Here is a 26590-nt window from a genome sequence, read left to right as displayed (position 1 = left end):
GACCCTTCATCCGGTTTCTGTAGATCACCGAACGTAGGCGGCGCACCCGATCGGGTCAAAGGAAGTTGGTGAATTAGCTACGCACCGTTACCGGAAAGAGACACTTACAAAGCCCTTTATGACATGAGGCCGTGCGTTTCCCGGATCACCGTGACGATCTCGTCCATGATCTCGGTCAGCTCGTAGTCCTTTGGCGTGAACACCCGCGCGATTCCGCGTTCCAGCAGCAGTTTCTCGTCGTCCGGCGGCACGATTCCGCCGACGATCACCGGGATGTCCCCGGCGCCGGCCGCCCGCAGCCCGTCCACCACTTCCGGCACCACTTCGAGGTGCGAACCGGAGAGCACGGAAAGCCCGACCACGTGCACGCCTTCCTGTACCGCGGCCGCCACGATCTGTTCCGGAGTGAGCCGGATGCCCTGGTAGATCACCTCGAAACCGGCGTCACGGGCACGCACGGCAACCTGCTCGGCACCGTTCGAATGGCCGTCCAGCCCGGGTTTGCCGACCAGGATCCGCAGCCGCTCGCCGAGTTCGTCGTTGGTGGCCTTCACTCGTTCACGGACGCGGGTCAACTCAACCCCGACGTCCCCGGAATTGGCCCCGGCGGAAACCCCGGTCGGCGCGCGGTATTCGCCGAACTCCTCGCGCAGCGCGCCGGCCCACTCACCCGTGGTGACCCCGGCCCGCGCGCAGGACAGCGTGGCCTCGAACAGGTTGTCAGTGGTTTTCGCAACCGCACGCAGGTTCGTCAGCGATTTTTCCACCGCCGCGTTGTCCCGGCTCTCGCGCCACTGTTCGACCGCCGCCACGGCTTCCTTTTCCACCGCCGGGTCGACCGTCTCGATCGCTTTCGCGCCCTCGGCCTGCAGCGGGCTCGGCTCGGTGGTGTCGAACTTGTTGACCCCGACCAGGATCCGGTCGCCGTCCTCCATGCCACGCCGGTATTCGACGAGCGAGGAGACCAGCTGCGACTTCATGTAGCCGTTCTCCACCGCGACCACCGCGCCGCCCATCTCCTGCACCCGCGAGATCTCCTCGCGGGCACCGGTGATGATCTCGTCCACTTTGGACTCGATCACCCGGGATCCATCGAAAATATCCTCGTACTCCAGGAGATCCGTCTCGTACGCGAGCACCTGCTGCATGCGCAGCGCCCACTGCTGGTCCCACGGCCGGGGCAGGCCGAGCGCCTCGTTCCAGGCGGGCAGCTGGATCGCACGGGCCCTGGCTCCCCTGGACAGCGAGACCGCGAGCATCTCCAGCACGATGCGCTGCACGTTGTTCTCCGGCTGCGCCTCGGTCAGGCCGAGCGAGTTCACCTGGACGCCGTAGCGCAGCCGTCGCGCCTTGGCGTCGGTGACGCCGTACCGGTCGCGGGTGAGCTCGTCCCACAGCGCGGTGAACGCGCGCATCTTGGACATCTCCTCGACGAACCGCACGCCGGCGTTGACGAAGAAGGAGATCCTGGCGACCACCCGCGCCATGTCGGCCTCGGCGACCTGGCCGGAGTCGCGCACCGCGTCCAGTACCGCGATCGCGGTGCACAGCGCGTAGGCCACCTCCTGCGTCGGCGTCGCGCCCGCCTCCTGCAGGTGGTAGCTGCAGATGTTGATCGGGTTCCACTTCGGCACGTGGTGCACGGTCCAGGCGATCATGTCGGTGATCAGCCGCAGGCTCGGTCCCGGCGGGAAGATGTACGTGCCGCGGGACAGGTACTCCTTGATGATGTCGTTCTGGGTGGTGCCGGTCAGCTTGGCCAGCACCTCGTCCACATCCCGGTTTTCAGCCTTGGCCTGTTCCTCCGCGACCGTCACGTAAAGCGCCAGCAGCCACATCGCCGGCGCGTTGATGGTCATCGAGGTGTTCGCCTCGGCCAGCGGGATGCCCTCGAACAGCCGGCGCATGTCACCGATGTGCGCGATCGGCACGCCGACCTTGCCGACCTCGCCCTTGGACAGCTTGTGGTCGGCGTCGTAACCGGTCTGCGTGGGCAGGTCGAAGGCGACCGACAGGCCGGTCTGCCCCTTGGCGAGATTCCGGCGGTAGAGCTCGTTCGAAGCAGCGGCCGAGGAGTGCCCCGCGTAGGTGCGCATCACCCACGGGCGATCGCGCTCTCGGTCCGTTGGATAGGGCACGGTGAACCTCCCGGTGGACGACCTGTCGATTGTACTAGCCAGTAACTTCAGCCACCGAGTGGAATCCGCCACTTCCGTGTGAGTCCGGCCGGGCGTTACCGTGCAGCCGTGACATGGAGTTCTTACGCCAGCTACCTGGTCTTCGTCGTACTCGTCGTACTCGCGCCCGGACCGGACACCATGGTGATGCTGAAGAACTCGCTCGCCGGCGGGACCAGGGGCGGGCTGCTCGCGACCGCCGGGGTCACCATGGGCAACCTGGTGCAGGGCACCGCGGTCGCGCTCGGTCTCGGCACCCTGATCGTGCACTCGCAGCCGCTGTTCCAGACGCTGCGCTGGGCCGGCGTCGTCTACCTCTGCTACCTGGGCTTCCAGGCGCTGCGCGGGGCGTGGCGTGGCGACTACCGAGCCACCGACGACATCGGCGCCAGGACCAGCGGATTCCGCCGCTGGCGCGAAGGATTCCTGTCCAACATGACCAACCCGAAGGTGCTCGCGCTGTACCTCTCCGTGCTACCGCAGTTCCTCGACCCCGGCCGGACCAGCACCTGGGAGGCGCTGCTGCTCGCGTACACCGTCGCCGTGCTGGGTGGACTCTGGCTGCTGGTGCTGATGTTCTTCGTGCACAAGGTCAGGGTGTGGCTGAAGCGGCGGAAGGTCCGGCGCGCACTGGACGCCGTCACCGGCACCGCGCTGATCGGCTTCGGCGTCGCACTCGCCACCGAGTCCTAGCCGCCGGGTCAGGAGCGGTCGGGCTCGGTCTTGACCCGCTCGATGCGCGCGCCGAGGCGGTTGAGGTTCTCCACGAAGTGCGGGTAGCCGCGGTCGATGTGGAACACGTCCCACACCTCGGTGACCCCGTCCGCGCACAGCCCGGCCAGCACCAGCCCGGCCCCGGCCCTGATGTCCGACGCCCACACCGGCGCGCTGGAGAGCCGTTCCACCCCGCGCACCACCGCGTGGTGACCGTCGGTCCTGGCGTCGCCTCCGAGCCGGACCATCTCCTCGATGAACCGGAACCGCGCCTCGTACACGTTCTCGGTGATCATCGACGTACCCCGCGAGACCGCGGACAGCGCCACCGCGAACGGCTGCAGGTCGGTGGCGAACCCGGGGTAGGGCAGCGTCACGAAGTCCACCGACTCCGGCCGCTCCTGCTGCACCACCCGGAAACCCTTGTCGTCGAAGGTGGTCACCTCCGCGCCGGCCAGCCGCAGCTTCTCCAGCACCAGGTCGAGGTGATGCGGGTTCACCCCGCGCACGGTCAGGTCACCACGGGTCATCGCCGCGGCGAAGGCCCAGGTGGCGCCGACGATCCGGTCGCCGATCACCCGGTGCTCGGTCGGGTGCAGCTCGTCCACGCCGTGCACGGTCAGCGTGGAGGTGCCGGCGCCTTCGACCTTGGCACCCATCTCGTTGAGCATCATGCAGATATCGATGATCTCCGGCTCGCGCGCCGCGTTGTCGATCACCGTGGTGCCCTCCGCGAGCACCGCCGCCATCAGGATGTTCTCGGTCGCGCCCACGCTCGGGAAGTCCAGCCAGATCTGCGCGCCGTGCAGCCCGTCGGACTTGGCCACCACGCAGCCGTGCTCGATCATGCTGGTCGCGCCCAGCTTGCGCAGCCCGTTCTGGTGCATGTCCAGCGGCCGCGAGCCGATCGCGTCGCCACCGGGCAGCGCCACCACGGCCTGCTTCAGCCGCCCCATCAGCGGACCCAGCACGCAGACCGACGCGCGCAGCTTGCCCATCGCCGGCGAGTCGGCGCGGTGGGACAGCTCGGCGGGGGTGGTGATCCGCGCGGTGTCGCCGTCGATCTCGACTTCACAGCCCACGCTGCGCAGCACGTCACCCATCAACGGGACGTCCAGGATCTGCGGGCAGTTGGTGATGGTGGTGGTGCCCTCGGCCAGCAGCGCGGCCGCCATCAGCTTGAGGACGCTGTTCTTGGCCCCTACGACGTCGACCTCGCCGACCAGTCGCCCGCCGCCATGCACGTCGAAGTGCTCACTCATGGTGGCCCATCATGCCCCCCGTCGAAGGCGCACCCACGCTGGGGGATGTCCTCGCCCTGACCGGCCACAATCCGGCAAAAGTGTGAAACGCAAAGGAGGTTCGCGGCGATGGGCAGGTGGCGGCCGCGACCTTTCGAGCGGCTACGACTCTGCCGAGGACAAGATGACGCTGACCGAAGCCGGCGACGCGAGCTACACGCTCCCGGAGGTAAACCGCACCGAAGTGGACGGGGTGCCGGTGTTCTGGAACCACCGGCCGGGACGACTCAAGGCCAGCCTGATCTTCGGCGTCGGCCAGGCCGGCGAAGGCTTTCTGGACTACGGAATCACCCACCTCGTAGAACATCTCGTGATGCGCGCGGTGAGCACCGAGCGCTACGAGAACAACGCCGCCACCGGCGTGCTGAACACCAGCTTCGAAGTGGCCAGCAACCCGGGCACGGTGATCGACCACCTCGCCCGCCTCTGCGCGGCACTGACCGACCTGGACACCGGTTCGCTGGACCTGGAGCGCGGGGTGGTCACCGCGGAGGAACGCGACAACGGCGGCCCGTCCATCGTGGAGTGGCTGCCGTCCACGCTGTGGTTCGGCAACCAGGCGTACGGCCTGCTCGGCAACATCCAGCTCGCCCCGGTGACCGCGGACGCGGACCGGGTGCGCGCCTGGGCGGCCCGCTGGTTCCACCGCGGCAACGCGGCGCTGGTGCTCTCCGGTCCCCCGCCGCACGGGCTCCGGCTGCCGCTGCCGGACGGCCCGCGCGGCACCCCGCCGCGGGTGACGCCGTTCGAGCTGCTGACCCCGGCCTGGACAGCGGTGCCGAACGGGGTGCTCGGCTGCGCGCTGGTGCGCTGGGGCCCTGCCATGGCCTGCGCGCTGAACGTGCTGGAGAACCGGCTGACCGAGCAGCTCAGGCACCGCGACGGGCTGGTCTACCAGGTGGTGAGCGACTTCCAGCTGGTCGGTCCGGAGCTCGCGGTCGCCGGGTTCGGCACCGACCTGCCGGACGCCGACGCCGGGCGCGCGGCGGAGGTGATCCAGTCGGTGCTGGCCGATCTCGGCCGCACCGGGCCCACCGCGGACGAGCTGGCCGACGACCGGGCGAGCCTGGCCGAGGGGCTGGAGGAGCCGGAGTTCGCCGAGTACACCGCCGTGGACGCGGCCATGGCCGAGCTGACCGGCTGGCCGTCCGTCACCGAGCACCAGCTCAGCGTGCTGCGCGGGCTGCGCGCCGAGGACGTCGCCGCAGCGGCCAGCGAGCTGGCAGGCAACCTGGTCCTCTGCACTCCCGGTGAACGGCCGCCTGCCGGGCTGACGGAACTGTCCGGCTTCCCGGTGCCGCCGGTGACCGGGAAACCGGTCAAGCGCAGCCTGTTCGGTTCCTCGGTGCCCAAGGGCTACCGGCTGGTGTCCGGGCCGGAGGGGCTGACCTCGTACTCCAGCGAAAGCGACATTCCGGTCGCCGTGGTCCGGTTCGACGATCTCGCCGGAGTGGGCCTGGAGACCGAGGAGCACGCGGACGAGCCGATCCTGCACCTGTACACCACGCACGGCGGCTCGATCGCGCTGCGGGCCGCGGACTGGCGTGGTGGCCGCGCGCTGGTGCGCGAGGTGCGGCAGCGGATCGAGCCCGCGCTGTGCTTCCGGACACCTGAACCGATGCGCCTGATCGAACCCGCCGGTAGCGGAAACGACCGGCCGTAGACTCCGCCCCATGGTCGTTCGGATCAATCGCGTTTACACCAAGGTCGGGGACACCGGCACCACCGCGCTCGGCGACGGCTCCCGGGTGCCGAAGACGGATCCGCGGCTGGGCGCCTACGCCGACGTGGACGAGGCCAACTCGGTGATCGGGCTGGCGATCGCGCTCGGCGGGCTCACCGACGAGATCAGCGGCGTGCTGCGCGCCGTGCAGAACGATCTCTTCGACGTCGGTGCCGACATGTGCGCTCCGGTCGTACCCGACCCTCCGTATGAGCCCTTGCGGATCACCGAGCGCTACATCGAGCGCCTCGAAGGCTGGTGCGACGAGTTCAACGAGCGGCTGCCGAAGCTCACCTCGTTCATCCTGCCCGGCGGCACCACCGGCGCCGCCTTCCTGCACCAGGCCCGCACGGTGGCAAGGCGGGCAGAGCGCAGCGGCTGGGCGCTGGTGGAGGCGGACGGCGAACGCGCCAACGCGCTGGCCGTGAAATACCTGAACCGGCTGTCCGACCTGCTGTTCATCCTGGCCAGGCTGGCCAACCCGGACGGCGACGTGCTGTGGAAGCCCGGCGGCAGTGACTGAGTCCGCGACACCCGAACCCGAAGCCCGCCGGAAAGGCCCCGGGCTGCTGCCCCGCGACCTGGCCCTGATCGCCCTGTTCGCGGCGCTGATCGCGGTACTCGGCCTGCCCGGCAGCTTCGCGCTGTTCGGCGCCGCGGTGCCGATCACCGCGCAGACCCTCGGCGTGATGCTGGCCGGCAGCATCCTCGGCGCCAAACGCGGTTTTCTCGCCGTGCTGGCCTTTCTCGCGCTGGTCGCGGCCGGGCTGCCGCTGCTGGCCGGCGGGCGCGGCGGCATCGCGGCCTTCGCCGGGCCGTCCGGTGGCTACCTGTTCGGCTGGCTGCTCGGCGTGACCGTGATCGGACTGCTGGTGCGGAAGTCCAGGACCGTGCCGCGGCTGGTGCTGGCGAACGCGCTGGGCGGCATCGTGGCGATCTACCTGATCGGCATCCCGTTCACCGCATGGCGGGTGGACAGCGGGTTCTTCGCCACCGTCGTCTCGGCCACCCAGTACCTGCCGGGCGACGCGATCAAGGTGGTGCTCAGCGCGTTGATCACCGCCGGGGTGGCCCGCTCCTACCCGATTCCCGAAGCCGGAAAGCGGCGGGGCGAAGGGTGATCACCGTCGAGGAGGTGCACCACTCCTACGACGATCACCCGGTGCTGCACGGCATCGACCTGGAACTGGCCGAGCCGCGGATCGGCATCATCGGCGCGAACGGTTCCGGCAAGTCCACCCTGGCCAGGATGTTCAACGGGCTGGTGCTGCCGCGCCGGGGCAGGGTGCTGGTGGACGGGCTGGACACCCGCAAGCACGGTCACCGGATCCGCCGCCGGGTCGGTTTCATGTTCCCGGACGCGGACACCCAGATCATCATGCCCACGGTGGCCGAGGACGTCGCGATCGGACTGAGCAGGCACGGCTTCGACAAGTCCGAAGTGGACCGGCGAACGACGGAGATCCTTGCCGCGCACGGGCTCGCCGAGCACCACGACCATCCGGCGCACCTGCTTTCCGGCGGGCAGAAGCAGATGCTCGCGCTGGCCTCGGTACTGGTCACCGAGCCGGAGATCCTGGTCTGCGACGAACCGACCACCCTGCTCGACCTGCGCAACGTGCGGGTGGTCGTCGAGGCGCTGGAATCCTTGCCGCAGCAGGTGATCCTGCTGACCCACCACCTGGAGATGCTGTCCGGGTTCGACCGGGTCCTGGTGGTGGACGAGGGCAGGATCGTGTGCGACGACAAGCCCGATCCGGCGATCGAGCACTACACCGCGCTGATGAGCCGATGAACAGCGGCTACCACCCGGGAAACTCCTGGCTGCACCGGATTCCGGCCGGGCCGAAGCTGGCCGGGCTGCTCGTGCTGGTGACCGGGGTGCTGTTCGGCGGGCCGGTCTGGCTCGTCGGCGCGGAGCTGGTGGTGACCGCGCTGCTCTATCCGGCGGCCGGGCTGCCGCCGCGCATTCTTTGGCGCCACACCAGGATTCTGCTGCCGTTCCTGGTACTGATCGTGGGGTTTCAGCTGCTCGTCGCGAATTGGCAAAAGGCGGTGGGCATCGGCGGGCAGCTGCTGATCGCGGTGCTGCTGGCCGGGCTGGTCACGGTGACCACCAGGGTGAGCGAAATGCTGGCGCTGTTCGAAAAACTGGCCAGGCCGCTGGACCGGATCGGGGTCAGTTCGCGAAGGGCGGCGCTGGTGCTGGCGCTGACCGTGCGATGCGTGCCGATGGTCGCCGCGGCCTGGCAGTCCTCAAGCGACGCTTATCGCGCACGCGGTATGCGGCGCGGCTCGTGGCGGATGGTGGTGCCGGTGATCGTCCGGCTGCTGCGCTCCGCCGAAGCGCTCGGCGATGCGATTACCGCGCGAGGGATAGACGCGCCGCCGCGCCGCTGAATTTGGCTATCTGTGAATAAAAAGTACTGGCAACGTCCACCAACGATCGTTGGGTACCGCGACCGAGGGGCGAAAACCTACCGTCCGTAACAGGCTGGCGAGGGGCGCCGGTCACGGAAGGAGAGCCAAATGAGGACACGTTCTCTCGTCGCCGGAATGCTCGCCGGTGCCGCAGCAGTGCTCGGGCTGGCCATGCCCGCGGCCGCCGCTTCTGGCCCGCAGCCGTTGATCGTCGGCGGTGTGGACGCGACCGAAACGTACGGCTTCATGGCATCCATGCAGTCCAAGGACGGCGAGCACAACTGCGGCGCTTCGCTGATCGACAAGCAGTGGCTGGTCACCGCCGCGCACTGCGTGACCGACCCGAGTACGAACGAGACACTCGCCCCAGGCGACTGGCAGTACCGGATCGGCACCACCGACCGCACCACCGGCGGCGAGGTCGGCGAGGTGGACAAGTTCATCGCGCACGAGAAGTGGGACTGGAACGGACCCGGCCAGTTCGACATCGCGCTGGCGCATCTGAGCAAGCCGGTGGAGGCCGCGCCGATCGCGATCGGCGCCTCGCCGCAGGCCGGCACCGACGTCCGTGAGATCGGCTGGGGCCTGACCTGCCCGACCCGCGGCTGCGGGGAGGCGCCGGTGACGCTGCAGGAACTGGACACCAAGATCGCCGAGGACTCGGCCTGCGGTGACGGCTACGACGCGCAGAGCGAGCTGTGCATGGACAACAAGGGCGGCGAGGCGAGCGCCTGCTACGGCGACTCCGGCGGCCCGGCCGTGGTGAAGGACGGCGACAAGTGGACGCTGGTCGGCGCCACCAGCCGCGGCCAGACCGCGAGCTGCCCGGAGAAGGAAGGCATCTACACCGACGTCACTTCCTACAAGGAGTGGATCACTTCCCAAATCTCCTGACCTCCTAGGCAAATAGCCGGCTTTTCGCCCTTCCCGCTCGGGGCAAAAAGCCGGCTATTTGCCCGTCTGGGCGTCGGCGTGACACGGCGGTGGGCAGTAATGTATGAAGACATGCCTATCGCGCAGCTGTGGTCGACACTGGCAACCGAACTGACCCCCGTGCTGGCCGGATACCGGGAAAAGATCACGGACCTCGCCGTCGAGATCAAGTCCGACCAGACCTTGCTCACCGAGGCTGATGTCGCTGTTCAGCAACTGATCGTGCAATCGATCCGAGACATGGAGCCCGACGCCGTCATCATCGCGGAGGAGGACGCGCGCACGGAGGACCGCGCGGACGTCCTGCGGTCGGCGGGTCGAGTCTGGGTGGTCGATCCGATCGACGGAACGGCCCAGTTCGTCCAGCCGGCCAGCGTCGAGTTCTGCTCGGTGGTGTGCGTCCTGGAGAACTGGCAGCCCAGTTCGGCCTTCGTCCTGGCACCGGAACTCGGCTCGGGTCGAGTTCCCATCGCGATCACCGCCGAGGCCGATACCGGCCGCATTTCACTCAACGGGCGTCCCGCACCGACTCGGTCTGCGAATGGTTCTGGATGGATATCCGTCACCAGGTCCGGCGGAAAGGTGACGTCTTTCGACGAAGCAGCGGCGAACCACGGTTACCGACTGAAGAAAAAGACCAGCTCACAAACATTGGACATGGTCCGCACCGCAGTAGACCTGAGCGCACTCACTGAACCGGCCCTGCCGAGCTTCGACCTGTTCTGGCGGCGGGATCAGAAGGTCTGGGACGGCCTCGCCGGCATGTGCCTTGGCACCGCGGGCGGCTTGCGCATCGTGACCGAAGAGGATTCCGCTCAGCCGCTCGGTCCTGAACTGCTGAGCATGCACACCCCGGTGCTGAAGTCGACGGTCATGGGTGACCCCGAGACCGTCTCGTGGTTCTTAGACCTGGTCAGATGAAGCTCCGGCCGAGGACCGACGTGCTGATCGATGTCACTTCGCTGATCAGTGCCGAAGAGTTCATCAGCGCACAGAACCGCCGACAGACTCCCGGTGATCCCTTCGCCAGGCAGTGCTTTGTCGAAATCGTCCAGTCGATCATTTTTATGTCCGAGGTCTATGTCGGCCATCCGGTCCTGCAAGAGCCCACGAAGGAAGACTTCGGCCACCGCCCATTACTGCTCCGTCGGCTCATGGAACGGAGCCTCGTCCAACCGCTGCGGCTCGGCTCCAGCCGGCAGGAAACCGCACGTGCGCTCGAAGAAACCATGATCAGCGACTTGGAGAGCAGGCATGGCCTGGCGAGCATGCTGCGGTTCGCCGACCAGGTCGGCACCTGCGACCGCGCGGTGGCCGGCGGACAACAAGCGCTGGCGGACCGGCTCCGACTGTGGTGCGGATTCCAGGATCGGCAGGTGCGGTCGGTCCCCGGCCACCACACCACGCGCATCCCGACGCGCGATGGTGTCGAAGACGACGCCTTCGGCCAGTGGGCCAGGGCGGCCGCCGTGGTGCTCGACGGCCCACTGTCACAGATCGTGCCGCCCGGTCGCGGGCAATACCTGATGGCCACGCTGGCACGGGGCCTCAAGTACAAGGCAAGGGCCGAGGCCGGCTCGGTGTCGTACCAGTGCCACCCGATACGCCGGGACTTTTCGCTGACCTTCGACCTGACGCGGGACGGCGCCACGAACGATCTGGTGCTCGACCTCGTTCAGGCGGTCCGCGGCATCCACGAGTCGCTGGCCGAGGCCACCGGCGCGGAGGCTGCCCACCGGCTACGGCTGGTTCAGCTCGAGCTTCCTCTGCTCGGCGGGCGCCTGTGGGCACCGGAGGAAGCCGGGCGGCTCGACAATGACGACTGGATCTCCCTCGTCGTGGACCGGCTGGCGGGCTACCGCGCCCAGGTCGCCGAGTTACGTGCCGCGGTCGAGCTCTGCGTCAGCGACGAGGATCATGCGCGGCTGGCCCGCGATATCGACGGGGTCAAACACCAACTGCTGGAGCGCCTCGGACTACGGAGTGTCGAGCTTTCGCCAATGGAGCGCGAACTGGTGGACTCGGTGGCTTCCGTCAGCCAAGCAGCACCCGGAGTGCCCAAAGTGAGCGGGCTCTGGTTCAGCGCACGAACGCTGGGCAAGCGAATGAGGTTTGCCGGCAAGGAGCCGTTTCAGCGGTTTCTGTACCGGGAGTTCGTGGACGCCTGGAAGCGCGCCGGCCGGTAACCCGATCTGGTGAAAAGGCTGGTGAGCAGTCCCCAGAAAGGCGAAAGTTACTCACGGCAAAGGCTAAGTACGGACCGTGAGGAGTGGCATGAAGCGCAGGGTGATCGTGCTGGCGATGATCGGGGTCCTGCTGGGCGGCGGGGTGGCCAAGGCATCCGACAACCTGACGATGACCGTGACTGCCACGGAGGCCGTGCTGAGCATGTACGGCGAGGGCCACACGGTCAGCGCCACGGGCACCCTGGAGCTGAAGCCGCAGCCGGTGACCGGCGTGCTGCTGCCGCAGACCCGGCGCGACTACCGGGTCGAGCGGCTGGAACTTCGGGGCTTCAGCCAGACGCTGGGCCTGGTCATCATCCGGCTGGACGAGTCGCGGACCCAGGCGGTCAGCCAGGTCAGCGACCATTCGCAGCACACCATCACGGCCGACCTCGAACTCAGCACCACGGCCACCGGCCCCACCCCGCTGCGCACCAAGTCTCCGGCCCACCTGGCCGCGCGCCCTGCCACGTTCCCGCCCGCCGGCGACACCTACACCCTGTGCAAACCCCTCGACCTGCTCGACGCCGCCTACGGCCCCGTCGGCCGCCTCCTCACCCTCCCCCTTTCCCTCACCACGCAGTAGCGATGGTTACTCGGTGCGCCTCAGCGAGCCCCGAAGTCCGGCGTCTGCCAGCCGTCGGTCCAGGCTTGGAAAGCCTGTTGAATCGCTCTGGAAAATTACCCGAAGATCAGCGAGACGACGCGGACCGGTAATCTCGGTCAGATTCCCACCAGAGGCCGCCCGACGAAGAATAGATACAAGGATCTGCCGATCTTCGTGTGACCCTCCTAGCAAGAGCAGCTCGGCGCGCGAGATGGCCAGCATCAGCAAACTCGCAGAAATACCGTTTCCGAGGCCAAATTCTGACCCGATCCCGTGACCGCCGATACCGTCAATGACAACTAGATCGCTGATACATTCTTCAAATGCGTCCCAATTGCCGCCAAAGTATCCCGGAAAGTTCAGCTTGTCAGCAAACTCGGCAAATAAGTTCTGCTTCGTCTCGCATCGCGCGCCGTCAACCGTCGCAACGTGTGCCCCGCCCTCAACTGGCTCGCGTTCAAGCTTCGTAACGGCGTTGACGAAATCCGCGGCATCGGCTTCGAGCAACATGGCCCACGTGTCGGCGGAACCTGGTCGCCCCGAGCGCTTATCGCTCGGGACGACCAGGTCGGCCCAGGACAGATCCAAGTTCATGCTTACCTATGGGCTCGGCTTCCCGTGCGTCCCCCAAACAAAGGGATCAAAGGTCGCGAAGTGGTCGGGCGAATATTGCCTGGAATACAATGGGATACGCTGCGCGAAACAGATGACGATGCGGTCCGCCAAGCGTCCACTAGGCCCTGGCGGGTAGACATCGAACTCCCGCCACTGACTGCCGCCTCCATCATCACATACGGGTAGCTTACGTTCCCGATCCTCGAATATCTTTCCTCCGGCGATCCCAGGCGGGGGCGTATAGTTGTGCGACTGCAAGTAGTCCAGCATGTTGTATGCATCCGCCGGAGGAATAGGCAAAGGTGCCGCCGCATCGGCAGCAACCTGACCTGGTGAATGTAAGCTCTGATGCTCGACGCCCGATGCCGTACCGGTTAAACCGAAGAAAAACGACATCGAGAGCACACCCGCCGCAATAACTCGAACACGTCTAGCCACTCTAGTTCTCCCCAAACGAGATAAGCTGAGACCATACCAGCGGCATTGCCAGTAAATAACTACCTTAGTCTGGCACGCGTTTGGATCTCACGTCAACACAACGCTGCCGCGGCGCTGCTGGCTGTCACCGTGTGGGAGCCAAGGTGTGGCAGAAGGCGTACCAGGCGGAGGGGGTGAAGGTGAGCTGGCCGCCGTCCCGGTCCTTGGTGTCGCGGACACCGACCTCGGCTGGCTCGAGAGCCACCTCGACGCACTCTTCGCCGCCGCCGCTGTAGCTGCTCTTCTGCCAGTTCATCGAGGCTCCCTCAATCGGGTCTGTCGTACTTGTTTGCGAGCTCCGCAAGGTACGACCTCGATTGTCCCTCAGTCAGGGCATCATTCGCGAGTTGCGCGAGCCGCCCGCGGGAGAAGTTGATGTCCCCTGTGTTTTCAATGAATAAGGAGGCGAACAAGTTCTCGCGATACAGCATCGGACCGTGCGCTGCGTACTCCATGAGCCAGAAGTGTCCGGCCAGCGCCAATGTTCCTCCACGAGACAAAGGCACCACACGCAGGGTTATCTGTGGCCGGTCGCAGAGGAAGGACAGATGCAGCATCTGCTCATTCATCACACGATTACTGCCAAAGGAGCAGCGCAACGCCGCCTCGTACAGGTAGAACGTGAGCCGCGGTGGCCGCCAACGCCTGAACAGCGTCTGCCGGTCCAGGCGGATCGCAACCCTGGCTTCGATGTCCTCCTCGGCGGCTTCAGCTGACTGCCGGATGACCGCACGGGCATATTCCTCGGTCTGAAGCAGTCCAGGGACCACGAGCGGCGCAGTCCCGCTGATCGCGGTGGCGGTCGTCTCGTGCAGAACCAGAGTTCTCAACCCATCTCGCCGGAGGAGGTAGCCCTCCTCGGTTTCCTTGGCGAGCTTGAGCACTTCCGCTACTTCGGGGCCGGGGACGCCGCAGTGGGCCAGATAGGTGGTGACAGCGACCTCGTTGGCCGAGCCTTGGCCGCTTTCCATGCGCGAGACCGTGCTCGGGGACCAGCCGGCTTTCCGGGCAAGCTCACGGCCGGTGAGACCGGCGAGAGTGCGGCGTCTGATCAGTTCGGCGCCCAGCTCTCGGCGGCGCGCATCGGAGGGAGTGGGGGCCATGCGGCCCAAGCTAAACCGGTTTGACCTGGAGATAAGCGAATACCGCGCGGGCTACACCCGAAGGTCGGACGGGTTGTCCCGGTCGCAATTTTCAGGACGCGCGGGGCAGGCGGCGACCGGGTGGAGCCGACTCCAGCCAGGAGAGGAAGCCGGTCAGCGCGCCGGGGCCCATCGCGATCTCGATGGCCTCCTGGGTGTCCGACTCGCACCGCAGCACGGTCGAGCCGGCGGGTACCGCGTAGGACTCCGTGCCGATCGGGTCGCGGCGCTCGGCGATCTCCAGGCTGGTCCGCTTGAACACCCGGTCCGGGCCGGTCCGCAGGCTCCACACCCGGTACCAGGCGAACGAGTCGCCTTCGTACTTGCCAATGCCAAGATGCCAGCCGGCCCGCTGGTTGTCCGGCCGCCAGCGCAGGGCCACGCTGACCCCGCCGCCACGGCGCATCCGCACCCACCGAAGCGGGTACCAGACCACGACGACGGCCAGCACGAGCAGGAGCCCCAGGACAACCAACGTTATCTCCACGGGCGGCTCCTGCTCGTCATCCGCGTCAGGCCGATTGACCAGCCGCGCGGAGCCTGGCGCTGGCTCGCGCACGCTCCGTCTCGTCGTCTCCGGACAACGCCGACTTGGCCGCGGCCACGTCGATCTCGTCGGCGAGTTCTGCCGTCTCGGCCAGAATGCTCACGCCGGTGTTGGTCACCGACAGGAAACCGCCGTGGACCGCGGCGGTGAACGTGTCGCCGTCCGTGGTGGTCACCTTCACCACCCCGCCCTCGACCAGTTGGCCGAGTGTGGGCTCGTGACCTGGCATGATGCCGAGCTCGCCCTCGGTGGTCTGGGCCACCACGAACGTGGCTTTGCCCGACCAGAGTCGGCGCTCGACGGCGACCAGCTCGACGGAAATCTCAGCCACGAAGCTCTCCTTCACCTACAGGTGCTACTCATAAGTGTAATCGTTGCTCCGGACCACCAGGGTCCGGCTAGCAGAACGACGGGGGGCGTCCACAAAGGACGCCTGCCCCGCCGCTCGCAAGGGATCACTTCTTGGTGATTTCCTTGTACTTCTTCTCCAGGTCTTCGAGGCCACCGATACCCAGGAACGCCTGCTCCGGGTAGTGGTCGAAGTCACCCTTGGTGATCTTGTCGAAGGACTCGATGGTCTCCGCCATCGGCACCGTTGAGCCCGGGATCTGCGTGAACGTCTCGGCGACCAGCATGTTCTGCGAGAGGAAACGCTCGATCCGGCGGGCCCGCTGCACGGTGAGCTTGTCCTCCTCGGAGAGCTCGTCCATCCCGAGGATCGCGATGATGTCCTGCAGCTCCTTGTACTTCTGCAGGATCCGGATGACCTCCGAGGCCACCCGGTAGTGGTCCTCGCCGACGATCGCCGGGTCGAGGATCGTCGAGGTGGAGGCCAGCGGGTCCACCGCCGGGAAGATGCCCTTCTGGAACACCGACCGGGAAAGCTCGGTGGTGGCGTCCAGGTGCGCGAACGTGGTCGCGGGCGCCGGGTCGGTGTAGTCGTCCGCCGGCACGTAGATCGCCTGCATCGAGGTGATCGAACGGCCCTTGGTCGAGGTGATCCGCTCCTGCAGCTCACCCATCTCGTCGGCCAGCGTCGGCTGGTAACCCACCGCCGAAGGCATCCGGCCCAGCAGGGTGGACACCTCGGAGCCGGCCTGGGTGAACCGGAAGATGTTGTCGATGAACAGCAGCACGTCCTGGTTCTGCACATCGCGGAAGTACTCCGCCATGGTCAGCGCGGACAGCGCGACCCGCATACGGGTGCCGGGCGGCTCGTCCATCTGGCCGAAGACGAGCGCGGTGTCGTTGATGACGCCGTCCTCGCTCATCTCCAGGAACAGGTCGGTGCCCTCACGGGTGCGCTCGCCGACACCGGCGAACACCGAGGTACCACCGAAGTTCTTGGCCACACGGGTGATCATTTCCTTGATCAGCACCGTCTTGCCGACACCGGCACCGCCGAACAGGCCGATCTTGCCACCCTGCACGTACGGGGTGAGCAGGTCGATCACCTTGAGGCCGGTCTCCAGCATCGTGGTGCGGCCCTCGAGCTGGTCGAACGCCGGCGGCTTGCGGTGGATGCCCCAGCGCTCCAGGTCGGCGCCGTAGCCGGGCTCGTCCAGGCACTCGCCGAGCGCGTTGTAGACGTGGCCCTTGACCTTGTCGCCGACCGGCACCGAGATCGGGGCCCCGGTGTCGGTGACCGGGGCGCCACGGACCAGGCCGTCCTGCGGCTGGAGCGAAATGGTGCGCACCAGGTTGTCGCCGAGGTGCTGCGCGACCTCGAGGGTCACCGTCTTGCGGAGCTCCTCGAACTCGATCTCGACCTTGAGGGCGTTGAACAGCTCAGGAATGGCGCCGCGGGGGAATTCGACGTCGACGACCGGTCCGGTCACCGACACGATCCGGCCCTTGAGGGCGGTCGGGCTTTCTTGTGTGGCAGTCATCGCTTAGTCATCACTTCCTACAGCGGCGAGCGCGTTAGCCCCACCGACGATTTCGCTGATCTCCTGGGTGACCTGGGCCTGACGCGCCTGGTTCGCCTGCCTGCTCAGCTGCTCGACCAGGTCGTTCGCGTTGTCCGAGGCCGCCTTCATCGCGGTGCGGCGCGCGGCCAGCTCCGACGCGGCCGACTCCAGCAACGCCGCGAAAATCCGCGTGTTGATGTACTTCGGCAGCAACGCGTCCAGCAGCTTCTCCGCGCTCGGCTCGAACTCGTAGGCCGAGTTGATGCCGGTCTGCTCCGGCTCGTCGTCCGAGTACTCGACCTCCATCGGCGCGATCCGCTTGGCCACCGGCGTCTGGGTGAGCATCGACTTGAACTCGGTGTAGACGATGTGCAGCTCGTCCACGCCGAGCACGCCGTCCGCACCGGGGGTGCCGCCCTCGTCGTCCGCTCCGGCGAGGAACAGGTCGACCAGGATCTGCCCGGTGGTCGCGGCGTTCTCGTACCTGGGGGTCTGCGAGAACCCGGTCCAGCTCTGCGCGAGCTCGCGGCCGCGGAACTGGTAGTAGTTCAGCCCCTTGTCGCCGATCACGTACAGCGTCGGCGTCTTGCCCTCCGAACGCAGCAGCGAGAGCAGCTCCTCGGTGGCCCGCAGCACGTTGGCGTTGTAGCCGCCGCACAGCCCCTTGTCGCTGGTCACCACCAGCACCGCGGCGCGCTTGGCGTCGGGGCGCTCGGTCAGCAGCGGGGTGTCCAGCGTGGACGCCGCGCTGGCCAGGGCGGAGAGCACGTTGGTGATCTCGTCGGCGTACGGCCGGGCGGCGGCCACCCTGGCCTGCGCCTTGCCGATCCGCGAGGTCGCGATGAGCTCGTAGGCCTTGGTGATCTTGCCGATCGACTTGGTCGCCCGTACCCGTTCACGTAGTTCGCGAAGTTGTGCCATGCCGGTACCCGGTTACTTCTTCGGTGCGGGCTTGTTGACCTTCACGGTCTCCTGCCCGACCTTGTCGGCGTCCATCGCGTCGGCGTCCGCTTCGTTGAGCAGCGTCTTGCCCTCAGAGGTGGTGAACCCCTTCTTGAACTCGTTCGTCGCCGCGATGGCCTTCTCGGCCAGCTCCTCGGTCCACTTCTTCTCCTCGCGGACCGCGGTGAGGATCTCGTCGTGCTTGTGCCGCAGGTTCTCGATCAGTTCGCGGTTGAACCGGGCGACGTCCTCGATCGGCACGTCGTCGAAGTGCCCCTTGGTACCCAGGAACACGGTGACGACCTGCTGCTCGACCGGGATCGGCGAGTTCTGCGGCTGCTTGAGCAGCTCGTAGAGCCGGGCACCGCGGTCCAGCTGCGCCTTGGAGGCCGCGTCCAGGTCGGAGGCGAAGGCCGCGAAGGACTTCAGCTCCTCGTACTGGGACAGGTCGATCCGCAGCGAGCCGGAGACCGACTTCATCGCCTTGATCTGCGCGTCACCACCGACTCGGGAGACCGACGTGGTCACGTCGACCGCGGGGCGCTGGCCCGAGTTGAACAGGTCCGACTGGAAGAAGCACTGGCCGTCGGTGATCGAGATGACGTTCGTCGGGATGTAGGCCGAGATGTCGTTGGCCTTGGTCTCGATGATCGGCAGCCCGGTCAGCGAGCCGGCGCCCAGCTCGTCGTTCAGCTTGGCGCACCGCTCGAGCAGGCGGGAGTGCAAGTAGAAGACGTCGCCGGGGAACGCCTCGCGGCCCGGCGGGCGGCGCAGCAGCAGCGAGATCGCGCGGTAGGCCTCGGCCTGCTTGGTGAGGTCGTCGAACACGATCAGCACGTGCTTGCCCTGGTACATCCAGTGCTGGCCGAGCGCGGCACCGGTGAACGGCGCCAGCCACTTGAAGCCGGCCGAGTCGGACGCCGGGGCGGCGACGATCGTGGTGTACTCCAGCGCGCCCGCGTCCTCAAGCGTCTTGCGGACGTTGGCGATCGTGGAGCCCTTCTGGCCGATCGCGACGTAGATGCAGCGCACCTGCTGCTTCGGGTCGCCGGTCTCCCAGTTGCGCTTCTGGTTGATGATCGTGTCCACGCAGACCGTGGTCTTGCCGGTCTTGCGGTCACCGATGATCAGCTGGCGCTGGCCACGGCCGATCGGGGTCTGCGCGTCGATCGAGGTGATGCCGGTCTGCAGCGGCTCGGACACCGGCTGGCGCTGCACCACCGAAGCGGCCTGCAGCTCGAGCGCGCGGCGCTCGTCGGACTCGATGTCGCCGAGGCCGTCGATCGCCTTGCCGAGCGGGTCGATGGTGCGGCCGAGGAAGTTCTCGCCGACCGGGACCGACAGGATCTGGCCGGTCCGCTTGACCTCCTGGCCTTCCTGGATCGACTCGTAGTTACCGAGGATGACCACACCCATCTGGCGCGGCTCCAGGTTCTGGGCCACCCCGAGGATGCCGCCGGGGAACTCCAGCAGCTCGTTGGCCATGGTCGAGGGCAGGCCCTCGACGTGCGCCACACCGTCACCGGTGTCGATGACCCGGCCGACCTCTTCCCGGCTCACGTCCGGGGAGTAACTGGAGACGTAGTTCTCGATCGCGCTACGGATCTCGTCCGAGGAGATCGTCAGCTCCGCCATGTCGTTCCCGCTCTCGCTTCGTTCTTGCCAGTGTGCAAAGTATTTGGTGACGCCGGTCGGATCATCAGCCGGCCAACTGCCTGCGCAACGCGGCGATCCGCCCGGCCGCACTGCCGTCGATGACCTCGTCACCGACGCGGATGACCAGGCCGCCGCCCAATGCGGGGTCGATCTCGACGTGCAGGGCGATCTGCCGTCCGTAGATACCGGTCAGCTTCTCGGTCAGCTGCGCCTGCTGTTCGGCGGACAGCTCGCTGGCGCTGGTCACGTAGGCGACCGAACGCCGCCGCCGGTCCGCGGCCAGCCGGACCAGCTCGTCGAGCCCGGCGAGCACGTCCTTGCCGCGGCTGCGCAGGATGACCTGCTCGGCCAGCTTCTCGGAGACCACGTCCACCTTGCCGGCGAACAGGCTGTGCACCAGCGTCCGCTTGGCCTCGGCCGGTGCGGTCTGGTCGGCCAGTGCCCGCTCCAGGTCCGGCGAACCGGCCACGGTGCGGGAGATCCGGAACAGCTCGTCCTCGACGGTGTCCAGGTTCCCGGTGTTCTCGGCGCTGGTCAGCAGGGCCGACCGGCCGAGTGACTGGATACCGTCCATCAGCTCGCGAGGGCTGGACCAGCGGTTGCCGACCACCTCGTCGAGCACCTTCAGCGCCGGCTCGGAGACCTTGGACTCCAGCAGCGCACGGACCAGCCGTTGCCGGGAGTCGGCGGCCGCGGAGCCGTCCGCGACGGCCCGGCGCAGCCCGATCTCCCTGCCCAGCAACTCGACAACGGAGAGCAGCTCCTCGCCGACGGTCGCCGGATCGGTGCCCGCGTCGGACAGAACCTCGCCGAGGCGGTTCTCGGCGAGGCCGAGCGACTCACGGCTCGCAGCATGCAGCGTCATCTACTTCTACTTCCCCGCTCCATTAGCGGCGCCGGAACCGAGCTCGGCGAGGAACCGGTCGACCGTGCCGCGCTGGCGCGCCTCGTCCTGCAGGGACTCGCCGACGATCCGGCTGGCCAGCTCGACCGAGTTGCGGCCGAGTTCGGCGCGCAGCTCGGCGACGATCTGCGCGCGCTGCGCCTGCAGCTGCGCCTCGCCCTGCGCCACGATCCGCTGCGACTCGGCCTGTGCCTCGACGCGCAGTTCGTCCTTGATCTGCTCGGCTTCCAGCCTGGCGTCGTCGCGGATCTTGGCCGCTTCGGCACGCGCCTCGGCAAGCTGCGCCTTGTACTGCTCCAGCGCCTCTTCCGCTTCGGCCTGCGCCTTCTCGGCCTTCTCGATGCCGCCCTCGATCTTCTCCGTGCGCTCCTTGTACAGCGCCTCGAAACGAGGAACGGCGTACTTCTTGAGCACCCAGAGCAGCAGCAGGAAGGCGACCAGACCGATGATCATCTCCGACGGATGCGGGATGATCGGGTTCGGCGCCTCGGCGGCGAGTACCAGTTCAGACTTCAGCACAACGTCTCCTTAAAGGGCGGTGAGCGATTAAACTCAGGTCAGCCGCCGGAGGCGATGAAGTAGATAACGATGCCGATCAGGGCCAGCACCTCGGTAAGCACGAAGGTGGTGAAGCCGATGTTGGTCAGCTTGCCCTGAGCTTCGGGCTGGCGGGCGGTGCCGTTGATGACGGCGGCGAAGATCAGACCCACACCGATACCGGGGCCGATCGCGCCGAGGCCGTAACCAATGGCGGCGAGACCCGGGTTGATGTTGACCGCGGCCTCGGCTGCCTGCGCAAGAACCATGTTGCTCACTTGCATTTCCCTTCAACTCGGTCCGCAGTTCCGCGGATCGGGGGTCTTGTTGTTCTCTTCTATCAGTGGTCGGAGGCGAGCGCCCCGCCGATGTAACTGGCCGCCAGGGTGGCGAAGATGTAGGCCTGCAGCACCTGGATGAAGGCTTCGAGGAACGTCATCGCGATGGCGAAGAGGAAGGCGACCGCCGAAACGGGCTTCAACGCCGCGCCGGCCTCGAGCAGCAGGAACTCACCGCCCAGCACGAACACCAGCAGAATGAGGTGACCCGCGAACATCGCGGCGAAAACTCGGATCGCCAGCGTGAGCGGGTTCAGGAAGAACTTCTCGGCGAACTCGATCAGCGAGAAGAGCGGCAGCACGAACTTGGGCACTCCGGGAGGCGCCAAGGTCTTCTTCACGTACTTGCCGAAGCCGTGCCGCTTGATACCGACGAAGTGGTAGACGGGGTAGACCACCAGGACGGCCAGTGCGACCGGGAACCCGAAATGCGACATCGTCGGGAACTGGACTACCGGAATGATCCCGAAGATGTTGTTCACCAGGATGAAGGTGAACAGTCCGAGAACAAGCGGGATAAACGGTTTGAAGTCTTTCGAACCGATCTGTTCGCGAGCGATGTTGTTACGACTGAAGTCGTAGATCGACTCGGCGACGAACTGGCTCTTACCAGGAACGATCGACAACTTCCGCGACGAGAGCAGGAAGTAGGCGGCAATCATGCCAACCGACAGCACGATCAGCAGGACCGGCTTGGTCAAGGCCCAGTCGCCCGAGCCCAAGAGCGGGGGCAGATTGAAGTCCCCGGCGCCAGGCGGCTTGAACGTGTCACCTTCGGCTAGTACCAGCGCCCTCAACTGGGCTCCTTCCGGTTCTCCCGGCCGGCGTTCACTCCGCCGGGGGAATCGTCACGATCTGGACTTAACGTACCCGATACGCTCCGGGCACCCGGAGGCGGCTTCCCAGTCCCGGTTACGGCGATCCGGTGAAAGGCGTACACGGCGACACGACACGAGCGCCACGCTGCAATTCGGGGTTCACCACCGGGAGGAACGGCTGAGCGTGCCGCCTCCACACTGCGGACCATATCAGTCGGTGAGAGCACGCCGTACGGGCGTACTCCTAAGCGGACGAACGGCCTAGCGCCCGTCCGGGATGATCGTCGGGATCTTGGTCTTCTGGAACGCGCGGACCTCGGCACCGGCGGCCACCATGAACGCGGCCAGCATGGTGATCGCGAGCGCGTAGGGGTGCAACCAGCCCACCCCGCTGAGCAGGGTCATCAGGCCGAGCAGGATGAGGATCTTGACCACGTAGCTGCCCAGCACCACGGCCATGATCATCATCGGCTCCATACCGGCGCAGAAGCGCATCACGGCCAGAGTCGCCATCGAGGAGCCGAACGCCACCGCGCCGCCGATAAGCGCTCCGATCAGGCCGTCGGTGCCGTACAGGATGGTGAACACGATCAGCGCGACCGCGATCGTGCCCAGGCCGAAGACCAGCGTCGCACGCTGCATGGCGTTGGCCAGCTTCAGCGTCGCCTGTGCATGCGGGTTGTCCGCTTTGTCTGTCTTGTCGACCGGGTCGGTCTCGGTGTCACTCACTGCTGCGCTCCCTGATTGCGAGACCTCAGTCTAGGTACGGCCGAAACGAGGATCGCAACCAGCAGGCCCGCACCCACCACCCAGAGCACCGCGGCGCTGTCGAACAGGGTCACCGAGACCGCGCCGAAGGCCAGCAGACCGGCCCAGAAGTAGATCAGCAGCACGGCCCGGCGCTGGGAGTGCCCGATCTCCAGCAGTCGGTGGTGCAGGTGCATCTTGTCCGCGGCGAACGGGCTCTCCCCGCGCCTCGTCCGGCGCACCACGGCCATCAGCAGGTCCAGCAGCGGCAGGAAGAGCACCGCGGCGACCACGATCAGCGGGGAGAGCAAGCCGAGGATGTCGGTGGCCTCGAACTGGCTGTACGGGATCCGGCCGGAGGCCGACACGCTCGCCGAGGACAGCATGAGGCCGATCAGCATCGAACCGGAGTCGCCCATGAAGATCTTCGCGGGCTGGAAGTTGTGCGGCAGGAAGCCGAGACAGGCGCCGGCGAGGGTGGCGGCGATCAGCGCCGGCGGGTAGGCGCCGACGTAGTTGTTCGTGGACGAGAGCACGCCGATGGAGAACACGCAGGTGGCGGCCGCGGCGATGAAGCCGAGCCCGCTCGCCAGCCCGTCCAGGCCGTCCACGAAGTTCATCGCGTTCACCATGACCACCACCAGCAGCACGGTGAACAGGGCGCCCTGGTTCTTGTCCAGCACGAGCACCGAACCGATGGACTCGTCGTCCCCGCCCCACGGCACCCACAGCTCCAGCCACTGCACGCCGAAGAGCACCAGAATCCCGGCGCACATGACCTGACCCGCCAGCTTGGTCCAGGCGTCCAGCTCGAAACGGTCGTCCAGCGCGCCGATCAGCACGATCACCGCGCCGCCGAGCAGCACGCCGACCGGGTCGAGCGAGTACTCGAACGCGCGGCGCAGCACCGGCAGCTGGTGCGCCAGCGCCATCCCGCCGCAGACGCCGAAGTACATCGCGAGCCCGCCCATCCGCGGGATCGGGATCACGTGCACGTCCCTGGCGCGTGGGGTGGCGATGGCACCGATGCGGGTGGCGAAGCGGCGGACCAGTCCGGTCAGCAGGAAGGTCAGAGCCGCGGTGATGAGGGCGACGAGGATGTACTCCCGGATCGGGAGACCGGCGTTGACGGTGGGTGGCACGGCCGCGTTACGCCTCCGGGTTCCGGTTCACGTCGGTCACGCTACCGCTTGCCGGGTGAGGCACTGGTCTCGGCTCGGTCCGGGCTCAGGAAGCCGCGGCGACCTCGACACCCAGCACTTCGGAGACCGCCGCGATCTTGACCGCGCCTTCGCGCAGCACGAGCGGATCGGTGCCGGTCAGGTCGACGATGGTGGAGGGCACCGGCTCGCCGCTCGGGCCGCCGTCCAGGTAGACCGCCACCGAGTCGCCGAGCTGTTCCTGCGCCTCCAGCACGTTGCGGGCCGGCGTGCGCCCGGAGACGTTCGCGCTGGAGACCGCCATCGGACCGACGTCGCGCAGCAGCTCCAGCGCCACCGGGTGCAGCGGCATCCGCAGCATCACGGTGCCCTTGGTGGTGCCGAGGTCCCACCGCAGGCTGGGCGCGTGCGGCAGCACCAGCGACAGGTCGCCCGGCCAGAACGCCTCCATCAGCGCCCGCGCCTCCGGCGGCACGCCCATCACCAGACCGTCCACTGTGGACCAGGAGCCGACCAGCACGCCGACCGGCATGTCCGGGCCGCGGTTCTTGGCCCGCAGCAGGGATTGCACGGCGCCGGAGTCGAAGGCGTCCGTGCCGATGCCGTACACCGTGTCCGTCGGCAGCACCACCAGCCTGCTGGAGCGCACCGCGCCGGCCGCCGCGGCCAGCCCGTCGGCCCTGGATTCTCCCCGGTTGCAGTCATACACCGCGCTCATGCGCCCGAGCCTAGCCCCGCGTACCCCGCGCCCCACACACGCGTGTGCGTGGGGCGCGGACGCAGTCAGTAGCCGAAGGCCGTGCAGACCGACGTGGCGGTCTTGCTCGGGTCGGCGACGGACGTGGCGGTCAGCGCGACGGTGCCGATGTGGGCACCGCCCTGTGCGCGCTTGGCGTGCACGGCGGCCGTCGCGCGGTCGCCGAACTTCGCCGTGACGAGCTCGTTCGGCAGCTTCACCTGCCAGCCCTTCGAGGACGTGCTCGCGCTCAGCCGGTAGGTGTCGGTGTCGAACGGCGCCGCCACCCCGTTCGCCTGGCCGGTGTTGACCACCGGGAACTGGCAGGTCGCCAGCCCGCCGAAGGCGTAGGCCGGCAGCGACGGCCACAGCGCCACGCCCCTGGCCTGGTCCCCGGCCCCGTCCAGCGACCCGACGGTGACCGTGTACGACAGCACGCCCTGGCGGTCGCGCTGCACGTCCGAGACCAGGAACCGCAGCCGGTTGGCCTCGTCGGTGTACTGGTAGGTGGCCGCCGCCTCGGTGCCGGCCTTGAACGCCGCGTCGTTGAGCTGCCGCTGGTCACCGATGGTCACCTTGACCGGGGTGCCGTCCGGCTTGGTGTAGTCGGTGATCCCGATGTCCTTCGGGTTCGCGTCCACGATCCATTCGAACGGCGCGTTGTCCTCGTTCTTGGTCTTGGCGATCAGCACCCCGGAATCCGGCGCGAACGAGTCCGAGCCCATCCGGTCCACCACCTCGACCGTGTAATTGTGGTAACCGCCGCCGTCGCACAACGGATCGGTTTTGCGATCGCATTTCGGCGATTTGTCCCCACCGGGCAGCTTGATGTTGATACCGGCGTAGGCGCCCGGTTTCGGCTCCGCCGCCCTGGCGGTGATCCTGGCCGAGACCGGCCCGCTGTCGGCCAGCTGGTCGCGGTCGAGCTGCAGCACGTCCTCCGGTGCGACGATCTTCAGCTTCAGCTTGTTGCGCAGCATGTGCTGCGCCCCCATCGAACCGCCCTGGGTGGCCGGGATCTTCCACCGGGTGTGCGTGCCGCCCGGTCCGTTGAAACTGCCTCGCGAAAGCATTTCCCACGGCCCGGTGTACGAACGGGAAGCGGGTGTGCCGAACGGGTTGTTGTAGTTGTCGCCGATACCGAGAATATGGCTGAACTCGTGCGCGAAAACCCCCTGCCCGGAGCTCTCCGCCTGGGTGGACGAACCGGTCCGCGCGTTCGGCCAGATCGAGGCCGCCGACTTCCAGGAGGTCCACGGCACATACCGGGTGTCGGCCCAGTTGTGCTGCCCTGCAACGCCGGGACCGAATTCGGCGGGCACGTTCTCCTTGGCACCGAACTTCATCTCGCCGAACTCCTGCCAGGTCGAGCTCTCGTCCTGGCCGGCGGACAGGTAGAAGATGAAGTCGTACTTCTTGGTCTCCGGCTCACCGACGTCGGCCTTCCACGCCGCGCCGGCGTCGGCGCGCAGGTCGCGCTCGCAGTTCCCGCCCGGCGGGCAGGCGTCCTGGAAGTCCATGCCGTACTCGAACGACTTGCCCGGCATCCGGTACGGGCCGAACGCGGTCAGCTCGACCCCGAGCCTGCCGCCGGAGTCCTCCATCCAGTACTCGTTGATGGTGTGCCCGCGGTTGAGGGCCTGCGGTTTGTTCAGGAAGTCCTGGTAGTACTTCGCCACCTGTTCCCGCGGGATGTTGCTCGCCTCCGTGGTCGGGTTCCCGAAGACGGTGGAGTGCGGCGGCTGGGTGACGGCGAAGTTCTCGTCGGGGTAGTCGGCCAGCACGACCGCGCCCTTGAAGGTCCGTTCGGTCGCCTTCAGGTCCGGGTTGGCCCAGTCCGTGCCAGGCACCTTGCGGTAGTCGTCCCAGGTCATGTCGTCCTGGTTCTCCCACCGGGACGAGTCGATCGGCCCTGGCCAGTCCCGGCCAGCGGCCTGGGCGACCGCGGTAGTGCTCATCA

Annotated in this window: 29 protein-coding genes; 10 read left to right on the top strand and 19 right to left on the bottom strand. The window is 67.3% G+C overall.

The features are described from left to right. Positions 1-116 precede the first annotated feature (116 nt). Positions 117-2138: a protein meaA gene (locus AMYNI_RS0124445; RefSeq protein WP_084628453.1), complete on the bottom strand. Its 2022-nt coding sequence runs from the start codon at positions 2136-2138 to the stop codon at positions 117-119. A gap of 108 nt (positions 2139-2246) precedes the next feature. Here AMYNI_RS0124445 and AMYNI_RS0124440 point away from each other — a divergent pair, with 108 nt between their 5' ends. Further along, positions 2247-2870: a LysE family translocator gene (locus AMYNI_RS0124440; protein WP_020670694.1), complete on the top strand. Its 624-nt coding sequence runs from the start codon at positions 2247-2249 to the stop codon at positions 2868-2870. Between the two features lie 8 nt (positions 2871-2878). On the opposite strand, the gene murA is transcribed toward AMYNI_RS0124440, so the two are convergent. Then, positions 2879-4153 (bottom strand): UDP-N-acetylglucosamine 1-carboxyvinyltransferase, encoded by a 1275-nt coding sequence (gene murA / locus AMYNI_RS0124435; RefSeq protein ID WP_020670693.1) that lies wholly within the window; start codon positions 4151-4153, stop codon positions 2879-2881. Between the two features lie 163 nt (positions 4154-4316). Here murA and AMYNI_RS0124430 point away from each other — a divergent pair, with 163 nt between their 5' ends. From AMYNI_RS0124430 to AMYNI_RS0124390, 9 genes are all read left to right on the top strand, one after another. Continuing rightward, complete coding sequence (locus AMYNI_RS0124430; RefSeq protein WP_020670692.1) at positions 4317-5855, top strand: M16 family metallopeptidase; 1539 nt, start codon at positions 4317-4319, stop codon at positions 5853-5855. A 10-nt stretch (positions 5856-5865) separates the two neighbouring features. After that, entirely contained in the window at positions 5866-6438 is a 573-nt protein-coding gene (locus tag AMYNI_RS0124425) for a cob(I)yrinic acid a,c-diamide adenosyltransferase (RefSeq protein ID WP_020670691.1), read from the top strand. Next, a complete protein-coding gene (locus tag AMYNI_RS0124420; RefSeq protein ID WP_020670690.1) occupies positions 6431-7036 on the top strand; it encodes a biotin transporter BioY in 606 nt (201 codons plus the stop codon). Before AMYNI_RS0124425 ends, AMYNI_RS0124420 begins: the two co-directional genes overlap by 8 nt. Next, positions 7033-7710 carry an energy-coupling factor ABC transporter ATP-binding protein gene (locus AMYNI_RS0124415; RefSeq protein ID WP_020670689.1) on the top strand — a complete coding sequence of 226 codons (678 nt, stop codon included), beginning with the start codon at positions 7033-7035 and terminating at the stop codon, positions 7708-7710. The genes AMYNI_RS0124420 and AMYNI_RS0124415 overlap by 4 nt, the downstream gene beginning before the upstream one ends. Next, positions 7707-8315, top strand: a complete 609-nt coding sequence (locus AMYNI_RS0124410; protein ID WP_020670688.1) for an energy-coupling factor transporter transmembrane component T family protein — start codon at positions 7707-7709, stop codon at positions 8313-8315. The genes AMYNI_RS0124415 and AMYNI_RS0124410 overlap by 4 nt, the downstream gene beginning before the upstream one ends. Positions 8316-8444: 129 nt before the next feature. Next, the gene (locus AMYNI_RS0124405; RefSeq protein WP_026360874.1) at positions 8445-9230 is read left to right on the top strand and encodes a S1 family peptidase; all 786 of its coding nucleotides are present in this window, start codon (positions 8445-8447) and stop codon (positions 9228-9230) included. Positions 9231-9329: 99 nt separating this feature from the next. After that, positions 9330-10190, top strand: coding sequence for an inositol monophosphatase family protein (locus AMYNI_RS0124400; RefSeq protein ID WP_084628452.1), 861 nt, complete (start codon positions 9330-9332; stop codon positions 10188-10190). Beyond that, positions 10187-11455 carry a hypothetical protein gene (locus tag AMYNI_RS0124395; protein WP_020670685.1) on the top strand — a complete coding sequence of 423 codons (1269 nt, stop codon included), beginning with the start codon at positions 10187-10189 and terminating at the stop codon, positions 11453-11455. Before AMYNI_RS0124400 ends, AMYNI_RS0124395 begins: the two co-directional genes overlap by 4 nt. A gap of 88 nt (positions 11456-11543) precedes the next feature. Further along, complete coding sequence (locus AMYNI_RS0124390) at positions 11544-12080, top strand: hypothetical protein (protein WP_020670684.1); 537 nt, start codon at positions 11544-11546, stop codon at positions 12078-12080. A gap of 6 nt (positions 12081-12086) precedes the next feature. On the opposite strand, the gene AMYNI_RS48355 is transcribed toward AMYNI_RS0124390, so the two are convergent. The 17 genes from AMYNI_RS48355 to AMYNI_RS0124315 all read right to left on the bottom strand — a co-directional run bounded on the left by AMYNI_RS48355 (position 12087) and on the right by AMYNI_RS0124315 (position 26588). Continuing rightward, on the bottom strand, positions 12087-12695 hold the full coding sequence (locus AMYNI_RS48355; RefSeq protein ID WP_084628451.1) for a barstar family protein: 609 nt from the start codon (positions 12693-12695) through the stop codon (positions 12087-12089). Positions 12696-12701: 6 nt separating this feature from the next. Continuing rightward, positions 12702-12986, bottom strand: coding sequence for a ribonuclease domain-containing protein (locus AMYNI_RS50805; protein ID WP_425387952.1), 285 nt, complete (start codon positions 12984-12986; stop codon positions 12702-12704). A 292-nt stretch (positions 12987-13278) separates the two neighbouring features. Beyond that, positions 13279-13449, bottom strand: coding sequence for a DUF397 domain-containing protein (locus tag AMYNI_RS47805; RefSeq protein WP_020670683.1), 171 nt, complete (start codon positions 13447-13449; stop codon positions 13279-13281). Between the two features lie 10 nt (positions 13450-13459). Continuing rightward, the gene (locus AMYNI_RS47425; protein WP_020670682.1) at positions 13460-14296 is read right to left on the bottom strand and encodes a helix-turn-helix domain-containing protein; all 837 of its coding nucleotides are present in this window, start codon (positions 14294-14296) and stop codon (positions 13460-13462) included. Between the two features lie 91 nt (positions 14297-14387). Further along, positions 14388-14822, bottom strand: coding sequence for a DUF2550 domain-containing protein (locus tag AMYNI_RS0124375; RefSeq protein WP_020670681.1), 435 nt, complete (start codon positions 14820-14822; stop codon positions 14388-14390). Positions 14823-14847: 25 nt separating this feature from the next. Continuing rightward, the gene (locus AMYNI_RS0124370; RefSeq protein WP_026360872.1) at positions 14848-15213 is read right to left on the bottom strand and encodes a F0F1 ATP synthase subunit epsilon; all 366 of its coding nucleotides are present in this window, start codon (positions 15211-15213) and stop codon (positions 14848-14850) included. 124 nt (positions 15214-15337) lie between these two features. Then, entirely contained in the window at positions 15338-16771 is a 1434-nt protein-coding gene (atpD, locus tag AMYNI_RS0124365; protein ID WP_020670679.1) for a F0F1 ATP synthase subunit beta, read from the bottom strand. 3 nt (positions 16772-16774) lie between these two features. Then, a complete protein-coding gene (locus tag AMYNI_RS0124360; RefSeq protein ID WP_020670678.1) occupies positions 16775-17713 on the bottom strand; it encodes a F0F1 ATP synthase subunit gamma in 939 nt (312 codons plus the stop codon). 12 nt (positions 17714-17725) lie between these two features. Beyond that, complete coding sequence (gene atpA, locus AMYNI_RS0124355) at positions 17726-19369, bottom strand: F0F1 ATP synthase subunit alpha (RefSeq protein ID WP_020670677.1); 1644 nt, start codon at positions 19367-19369, stop codon at positions 17726-17728. Positions 19370-19433: 64 nt separating this feature from the next. Beyond that, on the bottom strand, positions 19434-20255 hold the full coding sequence (locus AMYNI_RS0124350) for a F0F1 ATP synthase subunit delta (protein ID WP_020670676.1): 822 nt from the start codon (positions 20253-20255) through the stop codon (positions 19434-19436). Between the two features lie 6 nt (positions 20256-20261). Then, positions 20262-20813 (bottom strand): F0F1 ATP synthase subunit B, encoded by a 552-nt coding sequence (locus tag AMYNI_RS0124345; protein ID WP_020670675.1) that lies wholly within the window; start codon positions 20811-20813, stop codon positions 20262-20264. A 38-nt stretch (positions 20814-20851) separates the two neighbouring features. After that, on the bottom strand, positions 20852-21109 hold the full coding sequence (locus tag AMYNI_RS0124340; RefSeq protein WP_020670674.1) for an ATP synthase subunit c family protein: 258 nt from the start codon (positions 21107-21109) through the stop codon (positions 20852-20854). Positions 21110-21171: 62 nt separating this feature from the next. After that, positions 21172-21966, bottom strand: coding sequence for a F0F1 ATP synthase subunit A (gene atpB / locus AMYNI_RS0124335; RefSeq protein ID WP_020670673.1), 795 nt, complete (start codon positions 21964-21966; stop codon positions 21172-21174). Between the two features lie 282 nt (positions 21967-22248). Further along, complete coding sequence (locus tag AMYNI_RS0124330) at positions 22249-22716, bottom strand: Cg1360 family ATP-synthase-associated protein (RefSeq protein WP_020670672.1); 468 nt, start codon at positions 22714-22716, stop codon at positions 22249-22251. Next, positions 22713-23876: a glycosyltransferase family 4 protein gene (locus tag AMYNI_RS0124325; RefSeq protein ID WP_020670671.1), complete on the bottom strand. Its 1164-nt coding sequence runs from the start codon at positions 23874-23876 to the stop codon at positions 22713-22715. Before AMYNI_RS0124325 ends, AMYNI_RS0124330 begins: the two co-directional genes overlap by 4 nt. Positions 23877-23961: 85 nt before the next feature. Next, positions 23962-24612, bottom strand: coding sequence for an L-threonylcarbamoyladenylate synthase (locus AMYNI_RS0124320; protein WP_020670670.1), 651 nt, complete (start codon positions 24610-24612; stop codon positions 23962-23964). Between the two features lie 65 nt (positions 24613-24677). Next, a complete protein-coding gene (locus AMYNI_RS0124315; protein WP_245574204.1) occupies positions 24678-26588 on the bottom strand; it encodes a M6 family metalloprotease domain-containing protein in 1911 nt (636 codons plus the stop codon). Positions 26589-26590: the final 2 nt, after the last annotated feature.

Origin of the sequence: Amycolatopsis nigrescens CSC17Ta-90, from assembly GCF_000384315.1 — a bacterium.
Taxonomy (GTDB): Bacteria; Actinomycetota; Actinomycetes; order Mycobacteriales; family Pseudonocardiaceae; genus Amycolatopsis; species Amycolatopsis nigrescens.
This window is presented reverse-complemented; position numbering and strand designations above follow the sequence as displayed.

Bases quoted from the DNA above. Each gene is read 5' to 3' on its own strand.
- AMYNI_RS0124390 (WP_020670684.1), top strand. From the start codon at position 11,544: ATGAAGCGCAGGGTGATCGTGCTGGCGATGATCGGGGTCCTGCTGGGC.
- AMYNI_RS47425 (WP_020670682.1), bottom strand. From the start codon at position 14,296: ATGGCCCCCACTCCCTCCGATGCGCGCCGCCGAGAGCTGGGCGCCGAA.
- AMYNI_RS0124405 (WP_026360874.1), top strand. From the start codon at position 8,445: ATGAGGACACGTTCTCTCGTCGCCGGAATGCTCGCCGGTGCCGCAGCA.
- atpD (WP_020670679.1), bottom strand. From the start codon at position 16,771: ATGACTGCCACACAAGAAAGCCCGACCGCCCTCAAGGGCCGGATCGTG.
- AMYNI_RS0124315 (WP_245574204.1), bottom strand. From the start codon at position 26,588: ATGAGCACTACCGCGGTCGCCCAGGCCGCTGGCCGGGACTGGCCAGGG.
- AMYNI_RS0124360 (WP_020670678.1), bottom strand. From the start codon at position 17,713: ATGGCACAACTTCGCGAACTACGTGAACGGGTACGGGCGACCAAGTCG.
- murA (WP_020670693.1), bottom strand. From the start codon at position 4,153: ATGAGTGAGCACTTCGACGTGCATGGCGGCGGGCGACTGGTCGGCGAG.
- AMYNI_RS0124430 (WP_020670692.1), top strand. From the start codon at position 4,317: ATGACGCTGACCGAAGCCGGCGACGCGAGCTACACGCTCCCGGAGGTA.
- AMYNI_RS50805 (WP_425387952.1), bottom strand. From the start codon at position 12,986: ATGCTGGACTACTTGCAGTCGCACAACTATACGCCCCCGCCTGGGATC.
- AMYNI_RS48355 (WP_084628451.1), bottom strand. From the start codon at position 12,695: ATGAACTTGGATCTGTCCTGGGCCGACCTGGTCGTCCCGAGCGATAAG.
- atpA (WP_020670677.1), bottom strand. From the start codon at position 19,369: ATGGCGGAGCTGACGATCTCCTCGGACGAGATCCGTAGCGCGATCGAG.
- AMYNI_RS0124350 (WP_020670676.1), bottom strand. From the start codon at position 20,255: ATGACGCTGCATGCTGCGAGCCGTGAGTCGCTCGGCCTCGCCGAGAAC.
- AMYNI_RS0124425 (WP_020670691.1), top strand. From the start codon at position 5,866: ATGGTCGTTCGGATCAATCGCGTTTACACCAAGGTCGGGGACACCGGC.
- AMYNI_RS0124400 (WP_084628452.1), top strand. From the start codon at position 9,330: ATGTATGAAGACATGCCTATCGCGCAGCTGTGGTCGACACTGGCAACC.
- AMYNI_RS0124320 (WP_020670670.1), bottom strand. From the start codon at position 24,612: ATGAGCGCGGTGTATGACTGCAACCGGGGAGAATCCAGGGCCGACGGG.
- AMYNI_RS0124395 (WP_020670685.1), top strand. From the start codon at position 10,187: ATGAAGCTCCGGCCGAGGACCGACGTGCTGATCGATGTCACTTCGCTG.
- AMYNI_RS47805 (WP_020670683.1), bottom strand. From the start codon at position 13,449: ATGAACTGGCAGAAGAGCAGCTACAGCGGCGGCGGCGAAGAGTGCGTC.
- AMYNI_RS0124410 (WP_020670688.1), top strand. From the start codon at position 7,707: ATGAACAGCGGCTACCACCCGGGAAACTCCTGGCTGCACCGGATTCCG.